Genomic DNA, 18,665 nt, shown 5'->3' on the forward strand with positions numbered 1-18,665 from the left:
GAGCGCCACGTGTCGGGAATGCCGGTCAAGACGGTTGATATCAGAGGTCGTCCGGAAGGGCGGCCTGAATGGGCGTGATGCTGCCGGCCGTCACGAGGAAGCCGCGCCCCGCCGGCCCGCCCGTCGCGCCGCGCGGGAGCCGGATCGTGAACAGGTCGCCGTCGGTCTGCCCCTGCACGGCGAGCAGCAGGCCGGTACGCGCCTTGCGCGCCTCCGCCACGAACCCCCGGTAGGCCACGGCCAGGTCGCCCGTCGTACCGGCGATCAGCAGCCCGTGGTCGCCGTCGCGGCCCGAGCGGAGCACCTCCTCCAGCGCGCTCCCCAGCGGGCCGTCCGGGTTGACCAGCTCGGCGTCGTCCACCAGCACGACGTAGTCGCTCAGATCGGCCACCAGCTCCGGCAGGTTCGCCGCCTCTCCGTCCAGTACGGCCACCGCGCCGTCCAGATCGCGCAGCGGGCTGCGCCTGGGCGCGACGGCCACGACCGGCGTGCCGCGCGCGATGAGCGACCGGGCGGCCGTCATCAGCACCGACGAGCGGCCGGAACGGGACGGCCCCGCGATCACCGCGCCCGGCCCCTGGGCCAGCAGGTCGAGGCCGAGCGGGGCCAGCGCGTCGCCGCCCGCGCCGACCAGCGCCCACAGCGGTGACGGCGGGCTGAAGCCGGGGTCGAGGTCCAGCGTCTGGGCGGCCGTGATGCGCATGGGGAGCGCGTCCACGCGCAGCGGCGGCGCGCCCGTCCAGCGCCACGCGCCCCTGCCCGCCGGCCCCGTGGCGTGCGCGGGCCCCGGACTCGAACCCGGCACAGGGGAGACGCCGGGCCCGCCGGGGCCCGAGGCGGCGCGGGCCAGCGCCTGGAGCGCCGCCACCTGCGCGGGCCCGGCCGGGTCGTCGGCCAGCAGGGCGATGTGGTGCTCCACGATGCCGTGCTCGCCCATCGACAGGGCCCGGCCGGGCGGCGTCACGGAGGGCAGGCCCTTGAGCGGGAAGCCGGCCAGCCCGTAGTCGGAGGAGTCGGACAGCCGCAGCAGCAGCCGGTCGTCGAAGACCGTCGAGACCTGGCCGAGCAGGCCGGAGCGATCGCTGGTGACCACCGCCCTGAGCCCGACGGCCGGGCCCTCGCGCAGGAGCTGGAGCAGCGCCTCGATCAGGCGACCGTAGTCGTAGCCCTCGAAGGCCGCGACGAAGCCCTCCCAGCGGTCGAGCATGAACACCAGCCAGGGCAGCCGGTGCCCGGCCTGCCGGTACTCGGCCAGCGAGGCGTGCCCGGCCTCGGCCAGCAACTGCTGGCGGCGTCCGACCTCGGCTCGCAGCCGCGTCAGCAGCCGCTCCATCCGGTCGAGCTGGTCGCGGGTCACCACGGCGCCGCAGTGCGGCAGGGCCACCAGCGGCAGCAGCGCGCCCGACCCGCAGTCGACGGCGTGCACGTGCACGTCCTCGGGGGAGGTCCGGGCCGCGATGGCGCCCGCGATCGTCCGCAGCGCCGTCGACCTGCCGCTGCGCGCCGCCCCCGCGATGAGCAGGTGGCCGCCGTGCGCCACGTCGAGCGCGAGCGGATGCCGGTCCTGCGCCCACGGCCGGTCCGTGATCCCGAACGACAGCGGCGCCACCTCGCCGCCCTCGCCGGGCCCGCGGCGGGGCAGGTCGAGGACGAGGTGCGTGGGCAGCGGGTCGAGCCACGGGCTCGGCTGGGCGGGGACCCCGGCCAGCCGGGCCGCCTCGATGAGCGCGTCGGCGACCAGGGACAGGTCCGTGGTGGTGGACTCCTCCTCCGCGGGCTGCGGGGGCGGCGGCAGCGCCTTGCCCAGGGCCCGCCACTCCACGTCGAGCACCCGTACGCGCACGGCCCCCGCGTCGGCGGGACCGGCGGCCGGGGTGCGCCCCCCGACCCTGGCCGTCTGCACGGCCACCGCCGCGCCCACCCCCGAGCGCACGTAACACCGTCCTGGCGTGGACTTGGAGATGTGCGCCGCGTCCGGCAGGTCGATGACGTCGGCCGACTCGGCGGGCTCGGTCACCCGCAGCGCGATCCGCAACGACGTGTTGGCCTGGATGTCGGCCGTCACCACACCGGCCGGCCGCTGCGTGGCCAGGATCAGGTGGATGCCCAGCGACCGCCCCCTGCGGGCGATGTCCACCAGCCCCGTCACGAAGTCGGGCAGCTCGGCCACCAGCGCGGCGAACTCGTCGATGATCAGGACCAGGCGCGGCAGCCCTGGCCCCGTGTAGTCGTCGATGTCCTTGGCCCCGGCGGACAGCAGCAGCCGCTCGCGCCGCCGGATCTCGGCCGCCAGGGAGTCGAGGGCCCGCTGGGTCAGGTGTCCGTCCAGGTCGCTGACCATGCCGACGGTGTGCGGCAGGCGTACGCACTCCTTGAACGCGGCACCGCCCTTGTAGTCGATCAGCACGAACGTGAGCTGGTCGGGACGGTTGGCCACGGCCAGCGAGCAGATCAGCGTCTGCAGCAGCTCCGACTTGCCCGCGCCCGTCGTGCCGGCGATCAGCCCGTGCGGGCCGTCGAGCCTGAGGTCCACCGAGAACGGCCCGTCGGGGCCGACGCCGATCAGCGCCTCGGTGCTGCCCCGCTCGTCCCAACGGGCGGCCACCTCGACGCCGGAGGGGGCGGTCAGGCCCATCAGGTCGAGCAGGCGGGCCGCGTCGGGCAGGTTGCCGCCGGGGTCGTCCCTGCTCACGTCGCGGATCGGGGCCAGCGCCCTGGCCAGCCGGTCGCACCAGGTGACCGAGACCAGGTCGCCCAGAACGGGGCCGATGACGTCGAGGCCGCCGCCGCGCAGGCGTACGAGGCCGTCGTCGCCGCACGCGGCCACGGTCTGGCACTCCTCGGGCAGCAGGCGCTGGTCGTCGTCGAGGGCCAGCGTGAACACCCCGGAACGCGGGCCCTGGCGCAGCACCTGCGGCATGTTCGGCAGGCCGCGCAGCACCTGGGCACCGTCGAGGATCACCAGCACGTCGTAGGGGCGTACGTCGTAGGAGGAGAACGTGGGCTTCTCGGGGCCGCCGAGATCGTCCCAGCCGGTCGGGATCTTGCCCAGCTCGGGGATGGCGGTGTTCTGGCGTTCGTCGATGAGCGCGGCCAGCTCGGAGACCCGGCGGGCGGCCGACTCGGGGTCGGTGCCCACGAGGGCCACGCACTCCTCGCCGGCCCGGGGCGCGCAGTGCGGCAGCCAGCGCAGCCAGCCCCAGCGCCGTTCGGCGTCGGGGTGCGCGGAGACCACCACGATGGCCAGGTCGCGAGGGCTGTGCAGGGTCGCGGCCTGGGCGATGAGCCAGCTCGCCAGGCTGGTCGCGGCCGTACGCGGGCCGGTCACACCGGCCACCCCCAGCCGCCGCATGGGCAGCGCCACCGGCACGGAACGGCAGATCGGCGGGTCGATCCGGCCGCCCTGCTCCTCCGACAGCTCCAGGTCGGCGGGCAGGTCGGCGAGCCCGACGCGCAGCCGGAGCGAGTCGTTGTCGTGGATCCTGCGCTCCCAGAGCCGCCTGCGCGGCCCCGTGGCCGTCAGCAGCACCTGCGCCGGGTCGGGCGCGTCGGACCTGCGGGCCGCCTCGTCGGCCACGCGCGCCCGCTCCACCGCCTCGTCGTACGCCCTGACCTGCTCCGCGTGCTCCTTGAGTGCCTTCTTGTGCTGCTTCTTGCCGTGGCGGCGGTCGCTCCACCACTGGCCGATCATGATGACCGGCGTCATGAGGGCGACGAGCAGGTAGTACCACTGCTGGAGCGCGATCGCCAGGGTCAGGCCGAGCACGGCCGGCAGGAACGCGGCCAGCAGTTGCAGCCGCATCCCCTCGCTCCGCGTGGGCTCCTTGGGCCGGACGAACGTGCGCTGGGGCTCGGGCCGCCGCAGCCTGGGCGGGCGGTTGTAGGCCACCCCGCCCTCGGGGCGCGGTGCCAGGTGGGCGTCCTGCGGCTCGATCGAGGTCAGCACGAACACCGAGGAGCCGCAGGTCAGCACGGCCTGGTCGGGCCAGTCCACCGGCTCGGCGACCGGGCGGCCGTCCAGCTCAGGAGGGATCTCGCCGTAGCCGGCGGCGATCTCGGCCGCCTCGCGCTCGGCCGTGCGCGCCGTCATCGCGGCCACCTCCTCGGCCCAGCGGCCCTTGAGCTTGGGCCTGGGCGCCTGGTCGCGCGGCTGCCAGGCCCGCTCCACGGTGATGGCCTCGGGCGTCACGCGTACGGTCACCGCCTCGGGCGCGAGCGCCGGGTCGTCGACCGCCATCGCGCACATCGGGTCGGAGCCGATGACGTGCACGCCCAGCCCCAGCCGGTGCACGGCCCCGGCGGCGGGCCCGCCCACCACGCGTACCTCGGCGACCCCGCCGGGCTCGGTGACGACGGTGGCCCCGGCCAGGTGGGGGTCGAGCGTGACCTTGTCGCCGTCGCGCAGCACGGCGGCGGCCGGGGCGCGCGGGTCGAGCGGCCGGCCGTCGCGCCACAGTGTGGGCGCCGCCCTGCCGGGCCGCTCCGGCCTGCGTGGGCGTGGCACGCGGGGGACCGCGTGGGGTCCCGCGTGCGTACCGGCGCGGGGCACAGGGCCGGCGGCCGTCATGCCGTAGGGGGCGCGCGCCTTGGGCAGCCGGACGACCTCGGCCAGCGGGCCCTGGTCGCCGAGCGCCTCGCTCAGCCTCGCGACCGTGACGCCGTCGTCGCCGTCGATCACGACGTCGCGGTCGCCCTGCCCGCCGAGCACGGTGAGCATGATCCGCATGGTGCCGTCTCCTGGGTCGACTTCGGGCGCCCAAGGTAACGCCAGGAACGCGGCCGGGCGTGCCGGTTGACGGCAATGGCATGACCGAGTTCGCACGAAGGCCGGATTCGCGAAAAGCTGTGATTTCTGCGACGGGAGTTATTGAAGTGGCGGCATGCCGGATAAATGCGCATCCGTCAACTCGATAGAAACAATAGGCATCGATTATTTCCGCTTGACATCATGTCACCTGCGAAACAAGCATGGGTATCCGAATTCCGCCCACGTCGCCGCGATGATCCCCACATAATGGCGTGAATTCCGCAATTCACTTCGGGAGCCCCCCACCCATGAGGACCAGTGAAAAGCCTGCCGTCAACGCGGCGGCGGGGTTGTCCGGCCCGGCCTCGCGCAAGCTCCCCGTATCACCCAGGGAACGCAAGCCGGCCCTGGCCGCCCTCGCCGTCCTGCTCATCCTGGGCGGCGCGCTGGCCACGACCCTGCTCGTGCTCAACAGCGGCGACCGCGTCTCCGCCATCCGCGTCACCCAGCAGATCGGCGCGGGTCAGAAATTCAGCCAGCAGGCGATCGAGGAAGTGAAGATCGCCGACACGGGCGTCGACTTCGTCTCGTGGTCGCAGCGCGCGCAGGTGCTCGACAGCTTCGCGGCCGTCACCATCCTGCCCGGCACCCTGCTGACCAATCAGATGGGCGTACGCGCCAGCAGCGAACTGGGCGAGGGAAAGGCCACGGTCGGACTCTCGCTCAAGCCGGGACAAATGCCGGCCGGAGTCGCCGAGGGCGACCGGGTGCAGGTGATATTCGTGCCGAGCCGGTCGAGTCAGGGAGAAAGCCGCGTACTCGCCGCCAGCGCGCTCGTCTTCTCCGCCGGTGACCGCTCCAGAACCGGTGGTTCCGGTCAGATCACCGTGGTCGTCGACGCGCCGGCCGCGCCGGAAATCGTGTCCGCCGCCTCCAGCGGGGAGATCGCGGTGGCCGAGCTTCCGGGGGCACGCTGACGTGGCGCTGATCGTACTGGCCGCCGACAAGGGGGCCCCGGGGGTGACCACCGCCGCCACGGCACTGGCGGCGGTGTGGCCGCGTCCCGTGCTGCTGGCCGAATGCGACCCCGCGGGCGGCGACCTGGCCTACCGGCTGCCCGCCGCGGGCGGCGGCGTGCTCAACCCCGGCAGGGGGCTGCTCACCCTCGGGGCCACCGCCCGGCGCGGGCTGGAGGCGGCGCAGATCCACGAGCACACTCAGAAGATCGTCGGCGGCCTCGACGTGCTGGTCGGGCTCACGCACGGCGAGCAGGCGGCCGGGCTCACCTGGCTGTGGGGCCCGCTCGGCCGGTCGCTGGCCGCGGTCCCGAACGCCGACGTGATCGCCGACTGCGGCCGCCTCGGCGCCCACCCGCAACTCGGTGACCTGCTGGCCGAGGCCGAACAGGTCGTGCTGCTCACCAGAGCCACCCTCGACCACGTCGCCCACCTGCGCGAACGACTCCAGATCAGCAAGGCCCACGGCGTCGTCGTGATCGCCGACCCGCGCAACTACCGGGGCTCGATCGAGGACGTACGCAGGATCGTCGGCCCGAGCGTCCAGTTCGTGCACGGCCTCGCGTACGACCCCAAGGGCGCCGAACTGCTGCGCGGCCAGTGGGGCGGCCGACTCGACCGCTCCCTCCTCATCCGTACGGCCCGTGACCTGGCGGCAAGGCTGGTGAGCCAACGATGATCGACCACTCGCTCGTCAAACGCTTCCGCCAGGAGGTCGGCGACCGCCTGGCCCACCAGCGGCGGCTCGACCAGGCCAACGGCCTGCCCCCGATGACCGGGGAGGACGAGCGCCAGTTCGCCAGGGCGCTGATCTCCCAGGTGCTGGAGGAGCACGCCCGCAGCGAGATCGGCCTCGGCCGCACCCCGCCCACGGTGGAGGAGGAAGAGGCGCTCGCGGCGGGCATCCACGCGGCGCTGTTCGGGGTGGGCCGCCTCCAGCCGCTGCTTGACGACACCCAGGTCGAGAACATCGACATCAACGGCTGCGACCGGGTCTTCGTCAGCTACGCCGACGGGCAGGAGTTGATGCACGACCCGGTGGCCGAGTCGGACGACGAGCTGATCGAGCTGATCCAGATCCTGGCGGCGTACTCGGGGTTGTCGAGCAGGCCGTTCGACACCGCCAACCCGCAGCTCGACCTGCGGCTGCCCGACGGCTCCCGGCTCAGCGCGGTCATGGACGTCACGGTCAGGCCGGCCGTGTCGATCCGCCGCGCCCGCCTGGGCAAGGTGTTCCTGTCGGATCTGGTGGGCAACGGCACGATCGGCGCGGACGTGGGCCGCTTCCTGACCGCCGCCGTCGCCGCCCGCAAGAACATCATGATCGCCGGGTCCACCAACGCCGGCAAGACGACCCTGCTGCGCGCCCTGGCCAACGAGATCCCGTCCGGCGAGCGCCTCATCACCGTCGAACGCGCCCTGGAGCTCGGCCTCGACCAGTTCCCCGAGCTGCACCCCAACGTGGTGGCCTTCGAGCAGCGCCTGCCCAACTCCGAGGGCCAGGGCGAGATCTCCATGGCCGAGCTGGTCCGGCGCTCGCTGCGGATGAACCCCAGCCGGGTCATCGTCGGCGAGGTGCTCGGCGACGAGATCGTCACCATGCTCAACGCCATGACCCAGGGCAACGACGGCTCCCTGTCGACCATCCACGCGAACTCCAGCATGGAGGTCTTCAACCGCATCTCCACCTACGCCCTGCAGGCCGGGGAGCGGCTGCCCATCGACGCCACCCACATGCTCATCGCCGGCGCCATCGACTTCGTGGTCTTCATCGAGAAGCGCAACGACTACCACCTCGGCGGCAAGCTGCGCCGCTTCGTCTCCAGCATCCGCGAGGTCAACGGCTGCGACGGCCGCGTCCTGTCCAGCGAGGTCTTCGCGCCGGGGCCCGACGGCGCCGCCCTGCCGCACGCTCCGCTCTCCTGCCTGGAGGAGCTGGCCGCGCACGGCTACAACCCGGGGGGATGGTAGGCATGCCGTTCACGTTCGACCCGCTCGCGCTGCTGGCCGGCGCGGTGGCGGGCGGAGGGCTGTTCCTGTTCGTCCTGGCCCTGTACGGCCTGCGCCCCCGCCCGCCCCAGCCCAAGCGCCACCTGGTCAAGATGCTGACCACCCGCGCCGCCGTCGCCGCCGTGGCCGCCACCGCGGTCCTGCTCGTCACCGGCTGGCCGGTCGTGGCCGTGGGCACGGTGCTGCTCGTGTTCGCCTGGCGCGGGCTGGCGGGCGGCGCCGCCGAGGAACGCGTCGCCATGCACCGCCTGGAGGGCCTGGCCGCCTGGACGGAGTCGCTGCGCGACACCATCGCCGGCGCCGCCGGGCTCGAACAGGCCATCCCGTCGTCCATCAGGGCCGCCGCGCCCTCGCTCAGGCCGCACCTGCGCGCCCTGGTCGACCGGCTGCACACCCGGATGGCGCTGCCCGAGGCGCTGGCCCGCTTCGCCGACGAGCTCGACGACCCCTCGGCCGACCTCGTGGTGGCCGCGCTCATCCTCAACTCCCGGCTGCGCGGGCCCGGCCTGCGCGACGTGCTGGGCGCGCTGGCCGTCTCGGCCCGCGAGGAGCTGGACATGCGCCGCCGCGTCGAGGCGGAGCGCCGCGCCACCAGGCGCAGCGTGCAGATCGTGGTGATCACCGCGCTGGTGTTCGCCGGGATCCTCGTGGTGTTCAACCCCTCCTACGTGGCCGAGTACGAGGGCTTCCTCGGGCAGGCCGTCCTGCTGGTCGTGGCCGGGCTGTTCGGCGCCGGGTTCGCCTGGATGCGGCGGCTGGCCAGGTTCGACAAGCCCACGCGGCTGCTCATGGGAGGAGGCGGCGGCCATGGTTGAGGGCGCGCTGGCCGGTGGGGCGCTCGGGCTCGGGCTCTTCGTACTGTTGCGGGCGCTCTTCCCGGCCCGTCCCGGCCTGGTGTCGCGGCTGCTCGCGCTCGACGCCGTCCGCGAGGACGCGGGCGCGCCGCGCATCCAGCTCGTGCTGCCCGACGAGGAGGTCAGCGCGTTCCGCCGCGGCCTCGGCGCCAGGCTGGCCCACCTCTACGGCGCGCGCGGCTGGGAGGCGCGCTCGATCAAGGCCGACCTGGCCCTGATCGGCCGCTCGTTCGAGGCGTTCCTGGCCACCAAGGCGCTGCTGGCCGCCAGCGGCCTGCTGGCGTTCCCGCTGCTGCTCGCCTGGCTGGTGCTCATGGAGTGGGGCACCTCTCTGGCCATCCCGTTCTGGGCCGCCGTGCTCGTGGCCGCCGTCTTCTTCTTCCTGCCCGACCTGCAGGTGAAGCGGGACGCGGCGGCCAAGCGGCGCGACTTCCGCCACGTGGTGGGCGCCTTCCTCGACCTCGTCTCCATGAACCTGGCCGGTGGCCGCGGTGTGCCCGAGGCCCTGATGATGGCCGTCTCGGTCAGTGGCGAACAGCCCAACTGGGCGATGGGCCGCATCCGCGACGCCCTGAGCGGGGCCAGGATCGTCGGCATCACCCCGTGGCAGGCACTTGGCCAGCTCGGCGAGGAGATCAACGTCGACGAGCTGCGCGACCTGTCGGCGGCGCTCGGCCTGGTGGCCGACGACGGCGCCAAAGTACGCGCCTCGCTGACGGCCAGGGCGGCCACGCTGCGCCGCCGGGAACTGGCCGAGATCGAGGGGCGGGCGGGCGAGCGTTCGCAGTCGATGCTCGTGGCCCAGCTCCTGCTCTGCGCCGGTTTCGTGATCTTTCTCAGTTTTCCAGCCGCAATGAAGATGTTGGGGGTCTGACCGATGCACCATCCCTGGATCGTTTACCTCACCGCGTACCTGGGCGATCGGGTCCACCGTGCGCGGACCGCGCCGACCCGCGGGGCGTCCGCCGTCGAGTGGGTGATCATCACCGCCATCATCGCCGGTGTCGCCCTGGGCCTGGCCACCTTGATCAAGAGCCTCGTGGAGCAGCAGCAGAGCAACCTCGAACAGAGCTTCGGCGGTGGCGGCACCGGTGGCAACGGAGGGGACGGCGGTGGCGGCCAACCGTGACCGCCCGGCGGCGACGGACCCCGCGCGGGCCCGGCCGCCGCTGGACGAGCGCGGTGCGACGGTGATCGAACTGGCCATGCTCATGCCGGTCATCCTCGCGACCGTGCTGCTCATCGTGCAGGTCGCGCTCTGGTTCCACGCCCGCGAGGTCGCCGAGGCGGCGGCCAGGGAGGGCGCCAGGGTGGCCAGGTCGGCGCCGTTCGACTCGGGCGGCTGGCAGGGGGCGGCCACCGGCAAGGCCACCGAGATCGTCCGGACCATCGGCCCCCGGCTGTTGCGCGACGCCGCCGCCACGACCTCCGAGAAGGAGCCCGACGAGCGGTTCGTCACCGTGACCGGCAGCGCGGTCCAGGTGATCCCGCTGCTGCCCGACCTGACCTTCACGATCACCGCCACCTCCGGCGGTCCCGTCGAGTGCTTCCGTCCCGACAACGGCGGCGAGGACTGCGAATGAGCCGCGATCGCGCAGGCCGCGAGCGGGGGTCCATGGCGGTGGAGACCGTCATGCTGGCGCCGGTGTTCCTGCTGTTCCTCATGTTCCTGGCCGGTGCGGGGGTGCTGGTGGAGTCGCAGGGCCGGGTGAACGGGGCCGCCCGCGACGCCGCCAGGTTCGCGTCCGTGCAGCGCACGCTCGACGACGCGGAGGCGGCGGCGGAGGCCATCACGACCGGCGTGCTGGCGGACCGCTGCCGGTCCTCCGCCGTCTCCCTGGACGGGTCGGAGTGGGAGCAGGGCGGCCACGTCCAGGCCGAGGTGACGTGCGAGCTGGACCTCGCCTTCCTCGGCTTCGGCGGCACCAAGCAGCTCACGGGCACGGCCGTGGTGCCGCTGGAGCAGTTCAGGAGGGTCGAATGAGGTCCGGTCGAATGAGGTCCGGCGAGCGCGGGTCCATGTCGGTGTTCACGGTGCTGTTCTCGGTGGTCGTGTTCCTGCTCGCCGGGCTGCTGGTGGACGGCGGGTCGGCGATCAACGCCCGGCTGCGCGCCGCGGACGTGGCCGAGCAGGCCGCACGGGCCGGGGCCGACCAGCTCGACGTCGACCACCTGCGCCAGACGGGCCAGACACGGCTGCTCGGCGAGGACCAGGTGTGCGCCAGGGCGGACGAGATCGTCGCGGCCCAGGGCGGCGACGACGTGAGCCCCGGCGAGTGCTCGGTCGGCCAGGGCCAGGCGCAGGTGACGGTGACCGTCTTGGTGCGGTGGGAGGCGTTCTTCCTCAGCGCGATCGGCTTCTCCGGCTCCGAGATGACCGGCGAGGCCACCGCCGCGCCGGAAGCGAGATAGCTGAAGACAGCCGAAGCGAGATGGCCGAAGCGAGTCAGACCGAATCCCGCCACTCGATGGATGCGGGACACCAGAGGCACGACGCTGGAGCGGAGAAAGGAGAGGCGATGCCGTCGCGACAGCCCGCGCGTGCGCACCGACGTCACGGTCCCGTGCGCACCCCGGCCAGGCGCAGCGCCGGCGACGTGGTCGCCGGGCTCGGGGCGCTGCTCGTGCTGGTGGCGCTCGTGGGCGGGGTGCCGTACGCGCTGCTCACGTTCGTGGGGCCGCCGCTCAGGCCCGAGCTGCTCGACCTGGAGACGCTGACCGGGAGTGTCGGCCCGAGCACGATCATCGCGGTCCTGGTGCTGCTGGTGTGGCTGGCCTGGTTCCAGCTCTTCGCGTGCGTGCTGGTCGAGGTGTACGCCGGGGTCCGCCGGGTCGGCATGCCCGCCCGCGTACCGCTCTCCGGTGGCACGCAGTTCCTGGCCAACAAGCTCGTCTCGGCGGTGTTGCTGCTGTTCACGGCAGGGGCGATGGTGGTGCCGCTGGCCAAGCTGGCCCCCACGCCGGCCGCCCCGCCGGTGACGGCGGTCGCGTACGCGGCCCCGCTGGTCGAGCAGACGCTGGAGACGCCCAAGACCAAGAAGGTCTACGTGGTGCAGCCGCCGCACGGCCGCCACCACGAGAGCCTGTGGGAGATCGCCGAGAAGTGCCTCGGAGACGGCCGAAGATATCCCGAGATCTACCGACTCAACCAGGCGAAAGAGCAGCCCGACGGCAGCCGCCTGAAGATGGCCGACCTGATCAGGCCCGGCTGGGTGCTCAACATGCCGGACGACGCGAGGAACGTCCACATCGTCCCCGTCGACCAACCTCGCGACCAGACCCTGCGCGAACACCCCGGCCGCGCCCAGGTGGACCGCGACGCCGACGGCCGGCAGGCCGCGGGCAAGGGCCAGGCCAAGCACCGCCAGCAGGACCAGCGCGCCGACCGCCAAGACCAGCGAGGGCAGGACCAGAGCAAGAACGGGCAGAGCCAGAGCGGCCAGGCCCAGCGGCAGGACGACCGGCGGCCGGACCGGGACCAGCAGCCGGTCATCCAGGAGGCCCGCGACGGCGAGCTGGTCGACTATCTCGCCCCCGCCTCGCTGGCCGCCGCCGGGCTGCTGCTCGTGCTGGCCAGACGCCGCCGCGAACAACTCTGGCGCCGCGTGTTCGGCCGCCGGATCGTCCGCCCGCGCGACGACGCCGCGCAGGCCGAGGTCGCGCTCCGGCTGGGCGGCGACGCGCCGGGCGCCCGCGTCCTGGACGTCGGGCTGCGCATGCTCGGCGCCGAACTGGCCGCCCAGCGCCGCACCCCGCCCATCGTGTACGGAGCCCACCTGTCGGCCCGCACCCTCGACCTGTGGATCCACCCGCCGGACCCCGACCCGCCCGCCCCGTGGACGGCGGCCGACGGCGGCCAGATCTGGCGGCTTCCCGCGCACGAGGGCCGCCTGCTGCCCGACCCCGGGAGCCACGGCCAGGGGCGCGGGGCGCCGTACCCGGGGCTGGTCTCCATCGGCACCGACGACGGCGGGCGCGTGCTCATCGACCTGGAGGCGGCCCAGGGCCTGATCAACGTACGCGGCCCGCAGACCACCGCCGCGCTGGCCGCCCTCGCCGTCGAACTGGCCACCAACCGCTGGTCCGACCGCATGCGCATCACCCTCGTCGGCTTCGGCGCGGAGCTGACCGCGATCGCGCCCGCCCGTATCAGGGCCGTCGGCAGCCTGGCCGAGGTGCTGCCCGAGCTGGAGGCGAGCGCCGCGCCACGCAGGGAGGTGCTCACCGGCCGCATCACCGGCAGCCGGCGCAGCGCCCACTACCTGCTGTCCGCGGTCGCGCCCACGCACGAGGAGGCCCGCCGCCTGGCGCTGCTGGCCCGCCGCGACACCGCCGGCTACGTGCTGGCGGGCGAGGTCCCGCACGCCACCTGGACCCTGGAGATCGGCGACGACGGCCGGGCCAGGATCGCCGAGCTGGGCTTCGAGGTGGAGGCGCAGCTCCTGCCGCGCCGCCACTACCGCGCGCTGGTCGACCTCTTCCGCACCGCCGACCGCTACGACGGCGAGCCCATCCCGGAGGCCGAGCCGCTGGCCGGGCTGCACGCGCCGGCCGTCGAGCTGAGGATCCTCGGCCCCGTCGAGATCGCCGGACTGCCCCCGCTGGAGGCCGGCCGCATGGAGCTGGCCACCGAGCTGCTGGTCTACCTGGCCACGCACGTGGGCGGCGTCCATCCCGTGGTGCTCGGCGGCGTGCTGTGGCCGCGCGGGGTCCAGGACCTGGTCAGGGACGCCACGATCGCCAGGGTCGCCGAATGGCTGGGGCCCGAGCACCTGCTCACCGACGAGGCGGGCCGGTTCAGGCTGGGGCCGGAGGTGCGTACGGACTGGATGTTGTTCCGCGAGCTGGTCCGCCGCGCGCACGGCGACCCGACGACCAGAGCCGTCCTGCTGGAGAAGGCGCTCGGCCTGGTCAGGGGCCCGCTGCTGGCCAGCCGCCGCCCCGGCGGGTACGCCTGGCTGGCGGCCGACGACCTGGAGTACGACGTGTCCGCCGAGGTGGCCGACGCCGCCCACCAGCTCTGCGAGCTGCGGCTCGCGCACGGGCAGCCGGACGCCGCGGTGTCCGCCGTACGGGCCGCGCTGCTGCTGGCGCCCGACGACGAGGGGCTCTGGCGCGACCTGCTGCGGGCCACGCACGCCACCGACGACGCCGTACGGCTGCGCGCCGTCGTCGAGGGCCTGACCCGCCGGGCCGCCTCGCACCCGTACGGGGGCGGCATGGCCCCGGAGACCGAGGCGCTGATCGAGGAACTGCTGCCCACGTGGCGCATTCATGTGGTGAGGGAGTCGTCGGCATGATCGGCAAGAGACGAGCGGCGATGGTGCTGAGCCTGCTGATGGTGGTGGCCGGCTGTGGGACGGCCGAGCGGGCGTACCGGCCCCAGGAGGCCGCGTCCGCGCCGCCGCCGAGCACCGCGCCCCCCAGCCCCACCGGCGAGCAGCCGCGCTCGGGAACCGAGACGGTGGAGATCGCCGAAGGGCTGCGGACGCGCATCGAATGGCCCGCCGACCCCGACCCGCTGCTGAAGGTCATGGTCGACCAGTACGTCGGCACCCGCAGGGCCGTGGCCGAGGGCCTGCGCGTCTACAAGGACGGCCTCGAACTCGACGCGGCCGTCCAGGCGACCGACTGGGTCGAGTCGTTCGCCGATGAGGGGTGGTCGATGCGCGGGGTCGGACGGCTCTACAACCTGCGGGTCAGCGCCCGGATGGGCAAGGGCGCACAGGTGGACGCGTGCGTCGACGAGTCGGGGATCCGGATGGTCTCCGCTCGCACAGGGAAGGCCGTCAGCCCTCAGCCCGACTGGCTCCGCACCCCCTACGGCCAGAGCGTGGCCGCCCGCCGCGGCGACGACGGGGTGTGGCGCATCAGGACCTACGTCCCCTCCAGAGAGAGATGCCCCTCATGAAATCTTGGCTAGCGGCCCTGCTCGTGGCTCCGCTGCTCCTCGATCCCGCCCCTGGCCCCGGCGAGCGGACGACGCAGGAGAAGGAGCAGTCCGGCAACACGGTGGGATGGGTCGGGAAACACACCAACATCAACGTCAGCGGTGACGTCAAGGGCGGCCGGGGCGACGGCTACCGCATCCCGCGCCCGTGCTGGTACGAGCCGGGCCCCACCCCGGAGGAGATGCTGCGCCAGCGCTCCGAGGGCCGCGACGCGGCCAACCGGGCCCGGATCGACGAGGAGAGCCACCAGGCGTTCATCCAGCAGTTCAAGGACAAGATCGGGGAGGACGGGCGGTGGTGGCTGCCCGGACTGAACGAGGCCGACCCCAACGGCGTGGCCTGCTGGACCGACCTCGAACAGTTCATCTTCGTGCCCACCGGCACCACGCCGCCCTCCGGCCTCACGATCGAGCAACTGGCCCAGATCGCCAGGGCCGCGCTGACCGTGCCCGAGCCCACCGTCAAGCTGAACCCCGACGCCAAGAGCTACGTCAACCTGCCCACCTGGGTCTGGCTCGAAGGCATCGGCCAGCCGACCCGTACGGTCACGGCGGAGCTGCCCGGCGTCATGAGCGTCACCCTGGTCGCGACCCTCGAGAACATCGAGATCGACCCGGGCACGACGCCCGAGCGGGCGGAGGTGGCCGAGAGCGGTTGCGGGGCCGCCGGCAAGGCGTACACCAAGGGCGGCACGTTCTCCTGCGGCGTACGTTACCTGCGCTCGTCGATCGACCAGCCGCGCGAGCAGTACACGATCACCGTCACCACCGTGTGGCCGGTCGAGGTCGAGAGCGAGGGCGGCGTGGTGCCGTTCCAGTTCGCGCCCGTGCAGGTCGAGACCACGCGCGACGTGCAGGTCGGCGAGATCCAGAGCAACGTGCGCCCCTGACCGTGGATCTGCGCCGAGCCTTCAGGGGCCGGTAGGGGTGGTTGCCGTACCGGCCGGGTCGGTGGATCAGTCGAACAGTTCGTCAGTGCTGGTGGCGGTGATGGCCTTGGTGATCCATGATTCAAGGATGTCCGGGTCGGTGCACTCGGTGATGCGGGTTCGTGCCTCGTCGGTCAGGTGGAGGCCGCGTGCGTTGAGGATCAGCAGGAGGGACCTGACCTCGCCTTCGACCTTCCCTTCGACCTTCCCTTCGACTTTGCCTTCGACCTTTCCTTCGGCTATGCCTTCGGTTTTGCCGCGTTCGACCCACTCGCGGACGAAGGGGAGGTGCATCAGGTCTTCGACGCCTACGGTCATCTCGAGCTCCTTGTACAACTTCTCCGCATCGGGCCTGGGTAGCAGGGCGAGCACAAGCTCAGCATAGCTGGGCCGGTCCTGCGGCCCTTGGGCTATGGCGTCGATGAACGTCTGGAGGACCTTGGCCTTCGCCTCGGAGTCGCCGCCACCGTGGACGATCGTCGAGAGGGCCGTGAGTTCGGGTTCATTGACGGCTTGCACGACGTCACTGACCACCGGCACATCATCCGGCCCTGTGACGATCGGGGAGAGCACCCATCCAGGATGCCCCATGTCGATGGCCGCGGCGCAGGACTCAGCTGTCGCGGCGTCGTGGCAGAAGACCAGGAGTGTCACCGTACACCTCTGGCGTGCCCTGAGCGTGGCCATGTAGACCGGCCAGGTCCACCGTTTTTGTGGATCGAATTGCCGCTGGACCTCCAGTACGACGGCGCGCACCGCCTTCCTGCTCTCGAACAGGACGACGGCAGAGTCGGCCCGATACTCCGTCGGCACGCAGTCCGTGAAGTCGGTGTTGGCCAGTGATGCCTCATCGAAGCTCGGCACGGCCACGCCTACCTCGGTCAGCAGCGTCGTGACCAGAGATGGGCGATTGCGTACGAGTTCGATGAGGAACTCGTGTTGCTGCGTTGGCATGGCGAACAAATTACCGAACGCAGTGGCGTCTTTACTTGGAGTTAGCGATACCTTCAGATTCGTAGGCAAGAAGCCATTCTTTGATGGGTATGCCGTAGTAGTAACCCCCATATCCGCCGCCGCTCGGCAGTATCCGATGGCAGGGCACGAACGGGGCGATCAGGTTCTGGGCGCAGGCCGCGCCCGCCGCGCGGGCGGCCGTCCTGGGCAGGTCCGCGCGCTCGGCCAGCTCCGCGTACGAGATCGTGGTGCCCGCCTTGACCTCACGCAACGCCGCGTGCAGCCGCTTGCGGGTGGGGCTGCCGGGCTGCGAGACCGGCACGTCGTCCAGGGCGTCGAGGTCCCCGTCCAGGTAGGCGCGTACGGCCTCCACGACGGGCCCCACGGCCTCCACGACCTCCATCCCCTCGGCCTGCAGCGCGGGCGTGAGCCGGACGAACATCTCCTTGGGCTCGGCCGTGAAACCGGCCGCGACCAGCACACCCTCGCGGGAGAGCAGGGACAGCGGCCCCACCGGCGTCGGTACGAGCTGTGCAGCGATCATGAGGAGCTCCAGAGATGCAGGGCGGCGTACGCCCGCCACGGGCGCCACCGCTCGATGTGGTCTTCGGGAATGCCCAGGGCGGCCATGCGCTTGACGAGCACCAGGTCGCCCGTGGGCCAGGCGTCGGGGTCGCGCAGCGCGCGCAGCGCGACGTAGCTGGCCGTCCACGGCCCGATGCCGTGGACGTTCAGGAGGGTAGCCACCGCCTCGGCCGGGTCCTGCCCGCCGTCGAGGTCGAGGTGCCCTCCAGCGAGGAGGGCGGCCAGCTCCTTGAGCGTGTCGATGCGGCGGTTGGTCAGGCCCAGCCCGGTCAGGTCCGTCTCCAGGAGCAGGGCCGGCGTGGGGAAGAGCCCACCGGGGGCGGCGGCTCTGGCCACGATGCGGCCGAGCAGGGTACGCGCCCCCGCCACCGAGATCTGCTGCCCCACGACGGCGCGCACGGCCAGCTCGAAGCCGTCGAACGTGCCCGGCACCCGCAACCCCGGCCGCGCCGCGACGAGCGGGCCGAGCGAGGACTGTCCGAGCACCTCCGAGATGGCGTCGGGGTCGGCGTCCAGGTCGAGCAGGCGGCGGCAGCGGGCGACGAGGCGGGCGAGCTGCCGGGTGTCGTCCACGGCCACGTCGAGGGCGAGGTGGTCGCGTTGTGGGGTGAGGGTGATCGTCCCGCCCGGTACGGCTCTGGAATACGACGTCCGGTCCGCCACCTCCAGCCCGGGAATCGCCCGGGAGGCCAGGAACGCGAAGACCCCGTCCACGTCGTACGGCTCCCGCCGGTGCAGCCGCAACCTGAGCGTGGCGGGCCCGGCCGTCTCCGCCGGTGCGTCGTCGGCGGCCACGGATGCCTCCGCGGCCGGAGGCGTCGCCGTGGCCAGAGAGGTCGCCGCGGCCGCCGCTGCGCCTCCCGCGAGCCGGACCGCACGTGGACCTGCCGTGGCGCGCAGCTCGCTGGGCGTGAAGCCGTACGTCTCCCGCATGGTCGCGTTGAACTGCCGTACGCTGCCGAATCCCGCCGCGAACGCCACCTCCGTCACCGGCAGCCCCGTCTCGGTCAGCAACTGCTTGGCCAGCAGCAGCCGCTTCGTCCTGGCCACCGCCAGCGGCCCGACGCCCAGCTCGGCCACGAACAGCCGGTGCAGGTGGCGCTCGGTGATGTGCAGCCGCCCGGCCAGCCCGGCCACACCCTGCTCGTCGGCCGCCCCGTCGTCGATGAGCCGCAGCGCCCGCCCGACGAGGTCGCCCCGCACGTCCCAGCCGGGGTCGCCGGGGGACAGCTCGGGACGGCAGCGCTTGCACGGGCGGAACCCGGCGGCCTCCGCCGACGCCGCGTGCCGGTAGAAGCGCACGTTGCGGGACGCGGGCGTACGGGCCGGGCAGATCGGACGGCAGTAGATGCGGGTCGTCGTCACCGCCGTGTAGAAGCGGCCGTCGAACCGGGAGTCCCGTGCGGAGACAGCCCGGTAGCAGGAGTCGAAGTCCAGCTCTGAAGGGGCCATGTCTTCGACGGTATGCCCTTCCAGGGAGTGCTGACTGGCGGAAATCAGACGTGATCGTCACCCCACGCGAGCGCCGCCGCGCCGCCGCCCAGGTCCCCCGCATGGGGTGGCCCCGGCATGGTGGGAGGAGCACTCCGCGGGCGTGGCGTGGGCCCGCGGGCGCTCTGT

The 18,665-nt window shown here is 72.9% G+C and carries 16 protein-coding genes; 12 read left to right on the top strand and 4 right to left on the bottom strand.

Going from position 1 to position 18,665, the window contains the following annotated elements; all coding sequences use genetic code 11:
• Positions 1 to 40: 40 nt before the first annotated feature.
• A complete protein-coding gene (locus tag ACZ6S0_RS12450; RefSeq protein ID WP_465915843.1) occupies positions 41 to 4,726 on the bottom strand; it encodes an FtsK/SpoIIIE domain-containing protein in 4,686 nt (1,561 codons plus the stop codon).
• 329 nt (positions 4,727 to 5,055) lie between these two features.
• Here ACZ6S0_RS12450 and ACZ6S0_RS12455 point away from each other — a divergent pair, with 329 nt between their 5' ends.
• From ACZ6S0_RS12455 to ACZ6S0_RS12510, 12 genes are all read left to right on the top strand, one after another.
• On the top strand, positions 5,056 to 5,724 hold the full coding sequence (locus ACZ6S0_RS12455) for a hypothetical protein (protein ID WP_465915845.1): 669 nt from the start codon (positions 5,056 to 5,058) through the stop codon (positions 5,722 to 5,724).
• Between the two features lies 1 nt (position 5,725).
• Positions 5,726 to 6,442: a hypothetical protein gene (locus tag ACZ6S0_RS12460; RefSeq protein WP_465915846.1), complete on the top strand. Its 717-nt coding sequence runs from the start codon at positions 5,726 to 5,728 to the stop codon at positions 6,440 to 6,442.
• Positions 6,439 to 7,734, top strand: coding sequence for a CpaF family protein (locus tag ACZ6S0_RS12465; RefSeq protein ID WP_465915848.1), 1,296 nt, complete (start codon positions 6,439 to 6,441; stop codon positions 7,732 to 7,734). Before ACZ6S0_RS12460 ends, ACZ6S0_RS12465 begins: the two co-directional genes overlap by 4 nt.
• 2 nt (positions 7,735 to 7,736) lie before the next feature.
• A complete protein-coding gene (locus ACZ6S0_RS12470; protein WP_465915850.1) occupies positions 7,737 to 8,588 on the top strand; it encodes a type II secretion system F family protein in 852 nt (283 codons plus the stop codon).
• Positions 8,581 to 9,501: a type II secretion system F family protein gene (locus tag ACZ6S0_RS12475; protein ID WP_344893415.1), complete on the top strand. Its 921-nt coding sequence runs from the start codon at positions 8,581 to 8,583 to the stop codon at positions 9,499 to 9,501. The genes ACZ6S0_RS12470 and ACZ6S0_RS12475 overlap by 8 nt, the downstream gene beginning before the upstream one ends.
• A gap of 3 nt (positions 9,502 to 9,504) precedes the next feature.
• On the top strand, positions 9,505 to 9,756 hold the full coding sequence (locus ACZ6S0_RS12480) for a hypothetical protein (RefSeq protein WP_344893410.1): 252 nt from the start codon (positions 9,505 to 9,507) through the stop codon (positions 9,754 to 9,756).
• Positions 9,740 to 10,210, top strand: coding sequence for a TadE/TadG family type IV pilus assembly protein (locus ACZ6S0_RS12485; protein ID WP_344893407.1), 471 nt, complete (start codon positions 9,740 to 9,742; stop codon positions 10,208 to 10,210). The genes ACZ6S0_RS12480 and ACZ6S0_RS12485 overlap by 17 nt, the downstream gene beginning before the upstream one ends.
• Entirely contained in the window at positions 10,207 to 10,611 is a 405-nt protein-coding gene (locus tag ACZ6S0_RS12490; protein WP_465915855.1) for a TadE family protein, read from the top strand. Before ACZ6S0_RS12485 ends, ACZ6S0_RS12490 begins: the two co-directional genes overlap by 4 nt.
• On the top strand, positions 10,608 to 11,039 hold the full coding sequence (locus ACZ6S0_RS12495; protein WP_465915857.1) for a pilus assembly protein TadG-related protein: 432 nt from the start codon (positions 10,608 to 10,610) through the stop codon (positions 11,037 to 11,039). The genes ACZ6S0_RS12490 and ACZ6S0_RS12495 overlap by 4 nt, the downstream gene beginning before the upstream one ends.
• Before the next feature lie 107 nt (positions 11,040 to 11,146).
• Positions 11,147 to 13,927, top strand: coding sequence for a BTAD domain-containing putative transcriptional regulator (locus ACZ6S0_RS12500; protein WP_465915859.1), 2,781 nt, complete (start codon positions 11,147 to 11,149; stop codon positions 13,925 to 13,927).
• Positions 13,924 to 14,538, top strand: a complete 615-nt coding sequence (locus tag ACZ6S0_RS12505) for a hypothetical protein (RefSeq protein ID WP_465915862.1) — start codon at positions 13,924 to 13,926, stop codon at positions 14,536 to 14,538. Before ACZ6S0_RS12500 ends, ACZ6S0_RS12505 begins: the two co-directional genes overlap by 4 nt.
• A complete protein-coding gene (locus ACZ6S0_RS12510) occupies positions 14,535 to 15,467 on the top strand; it encodes a hypothetical protein (protein WP_465915864.1) in 933 nt (310 codons plus the stop codon). The genes ACZ6S0_RS12505 and ACZ6S0_RS12510 overlap by 4 nt, the downstream gene beginning before the upstream one ends.
• Positions 15,468 to 15,533: 66 nt before the next feature.
• Here the strand turns inward: ACZ6S0_RS12510 and ACZ6S0_RS12515 are convergent, their stop codons facing one another.
• Genes ACZ6S0_RS12515 through ACZ6S0_RS12525 form a run of 3 tightly spaced genes read right to left on the bottom strand, consistent with a single transcriptional unit; the run spans position 15,534 to position 18,497 of the window.
• Positions 15,534 to 16,460, bottom strand: coding sequence for an RpnC/YadD family protein (locus tag ACZ6S0_RS12515; protein WP_465915866.1), 927 nt, complete (start codon positions 16,458 to 16,460; stop codon positions 15,534 to 15,536).
• A gap of 31 nt (positions 16,461 to 16,491) precedes the next feature.
• On the bottom strand, positions 16,492 to 17,004 hold the full coding sequence (locus tag ACZ6S0_RS12520; protein WP_465915868.1) for a methylated-DNA--[protein]-cysteine S-methyltransferase: 513 nt from the start codon (positions 17,002 to 17,004) through the stop codon (positions 16,492 to 16,494).
• The gene (locus ACZ6S0_RS12525; RefSeq protein WP_465915869.1) at positions 17,001 to 18,497 is read right to left on the bottom strand and encodes an AlkA N-terminal domain-containing protein; all 1,497 of its coding nucleotides are present in this window, start codon (positions 18,495 to 18,497) and stop codon (positions 17,001 to 17,003) included. Before ACZ6S0_RS12525 ends, ACZ6S0_RS12520 begins: the two co-directional genes overlap by 4 nt.
• Positions 18,498 to 18,665: the final 168 nt, after the last annotated feature.

The organism is Nonomuraea sp. NPDC051298, from assembly GCF_055586305.1.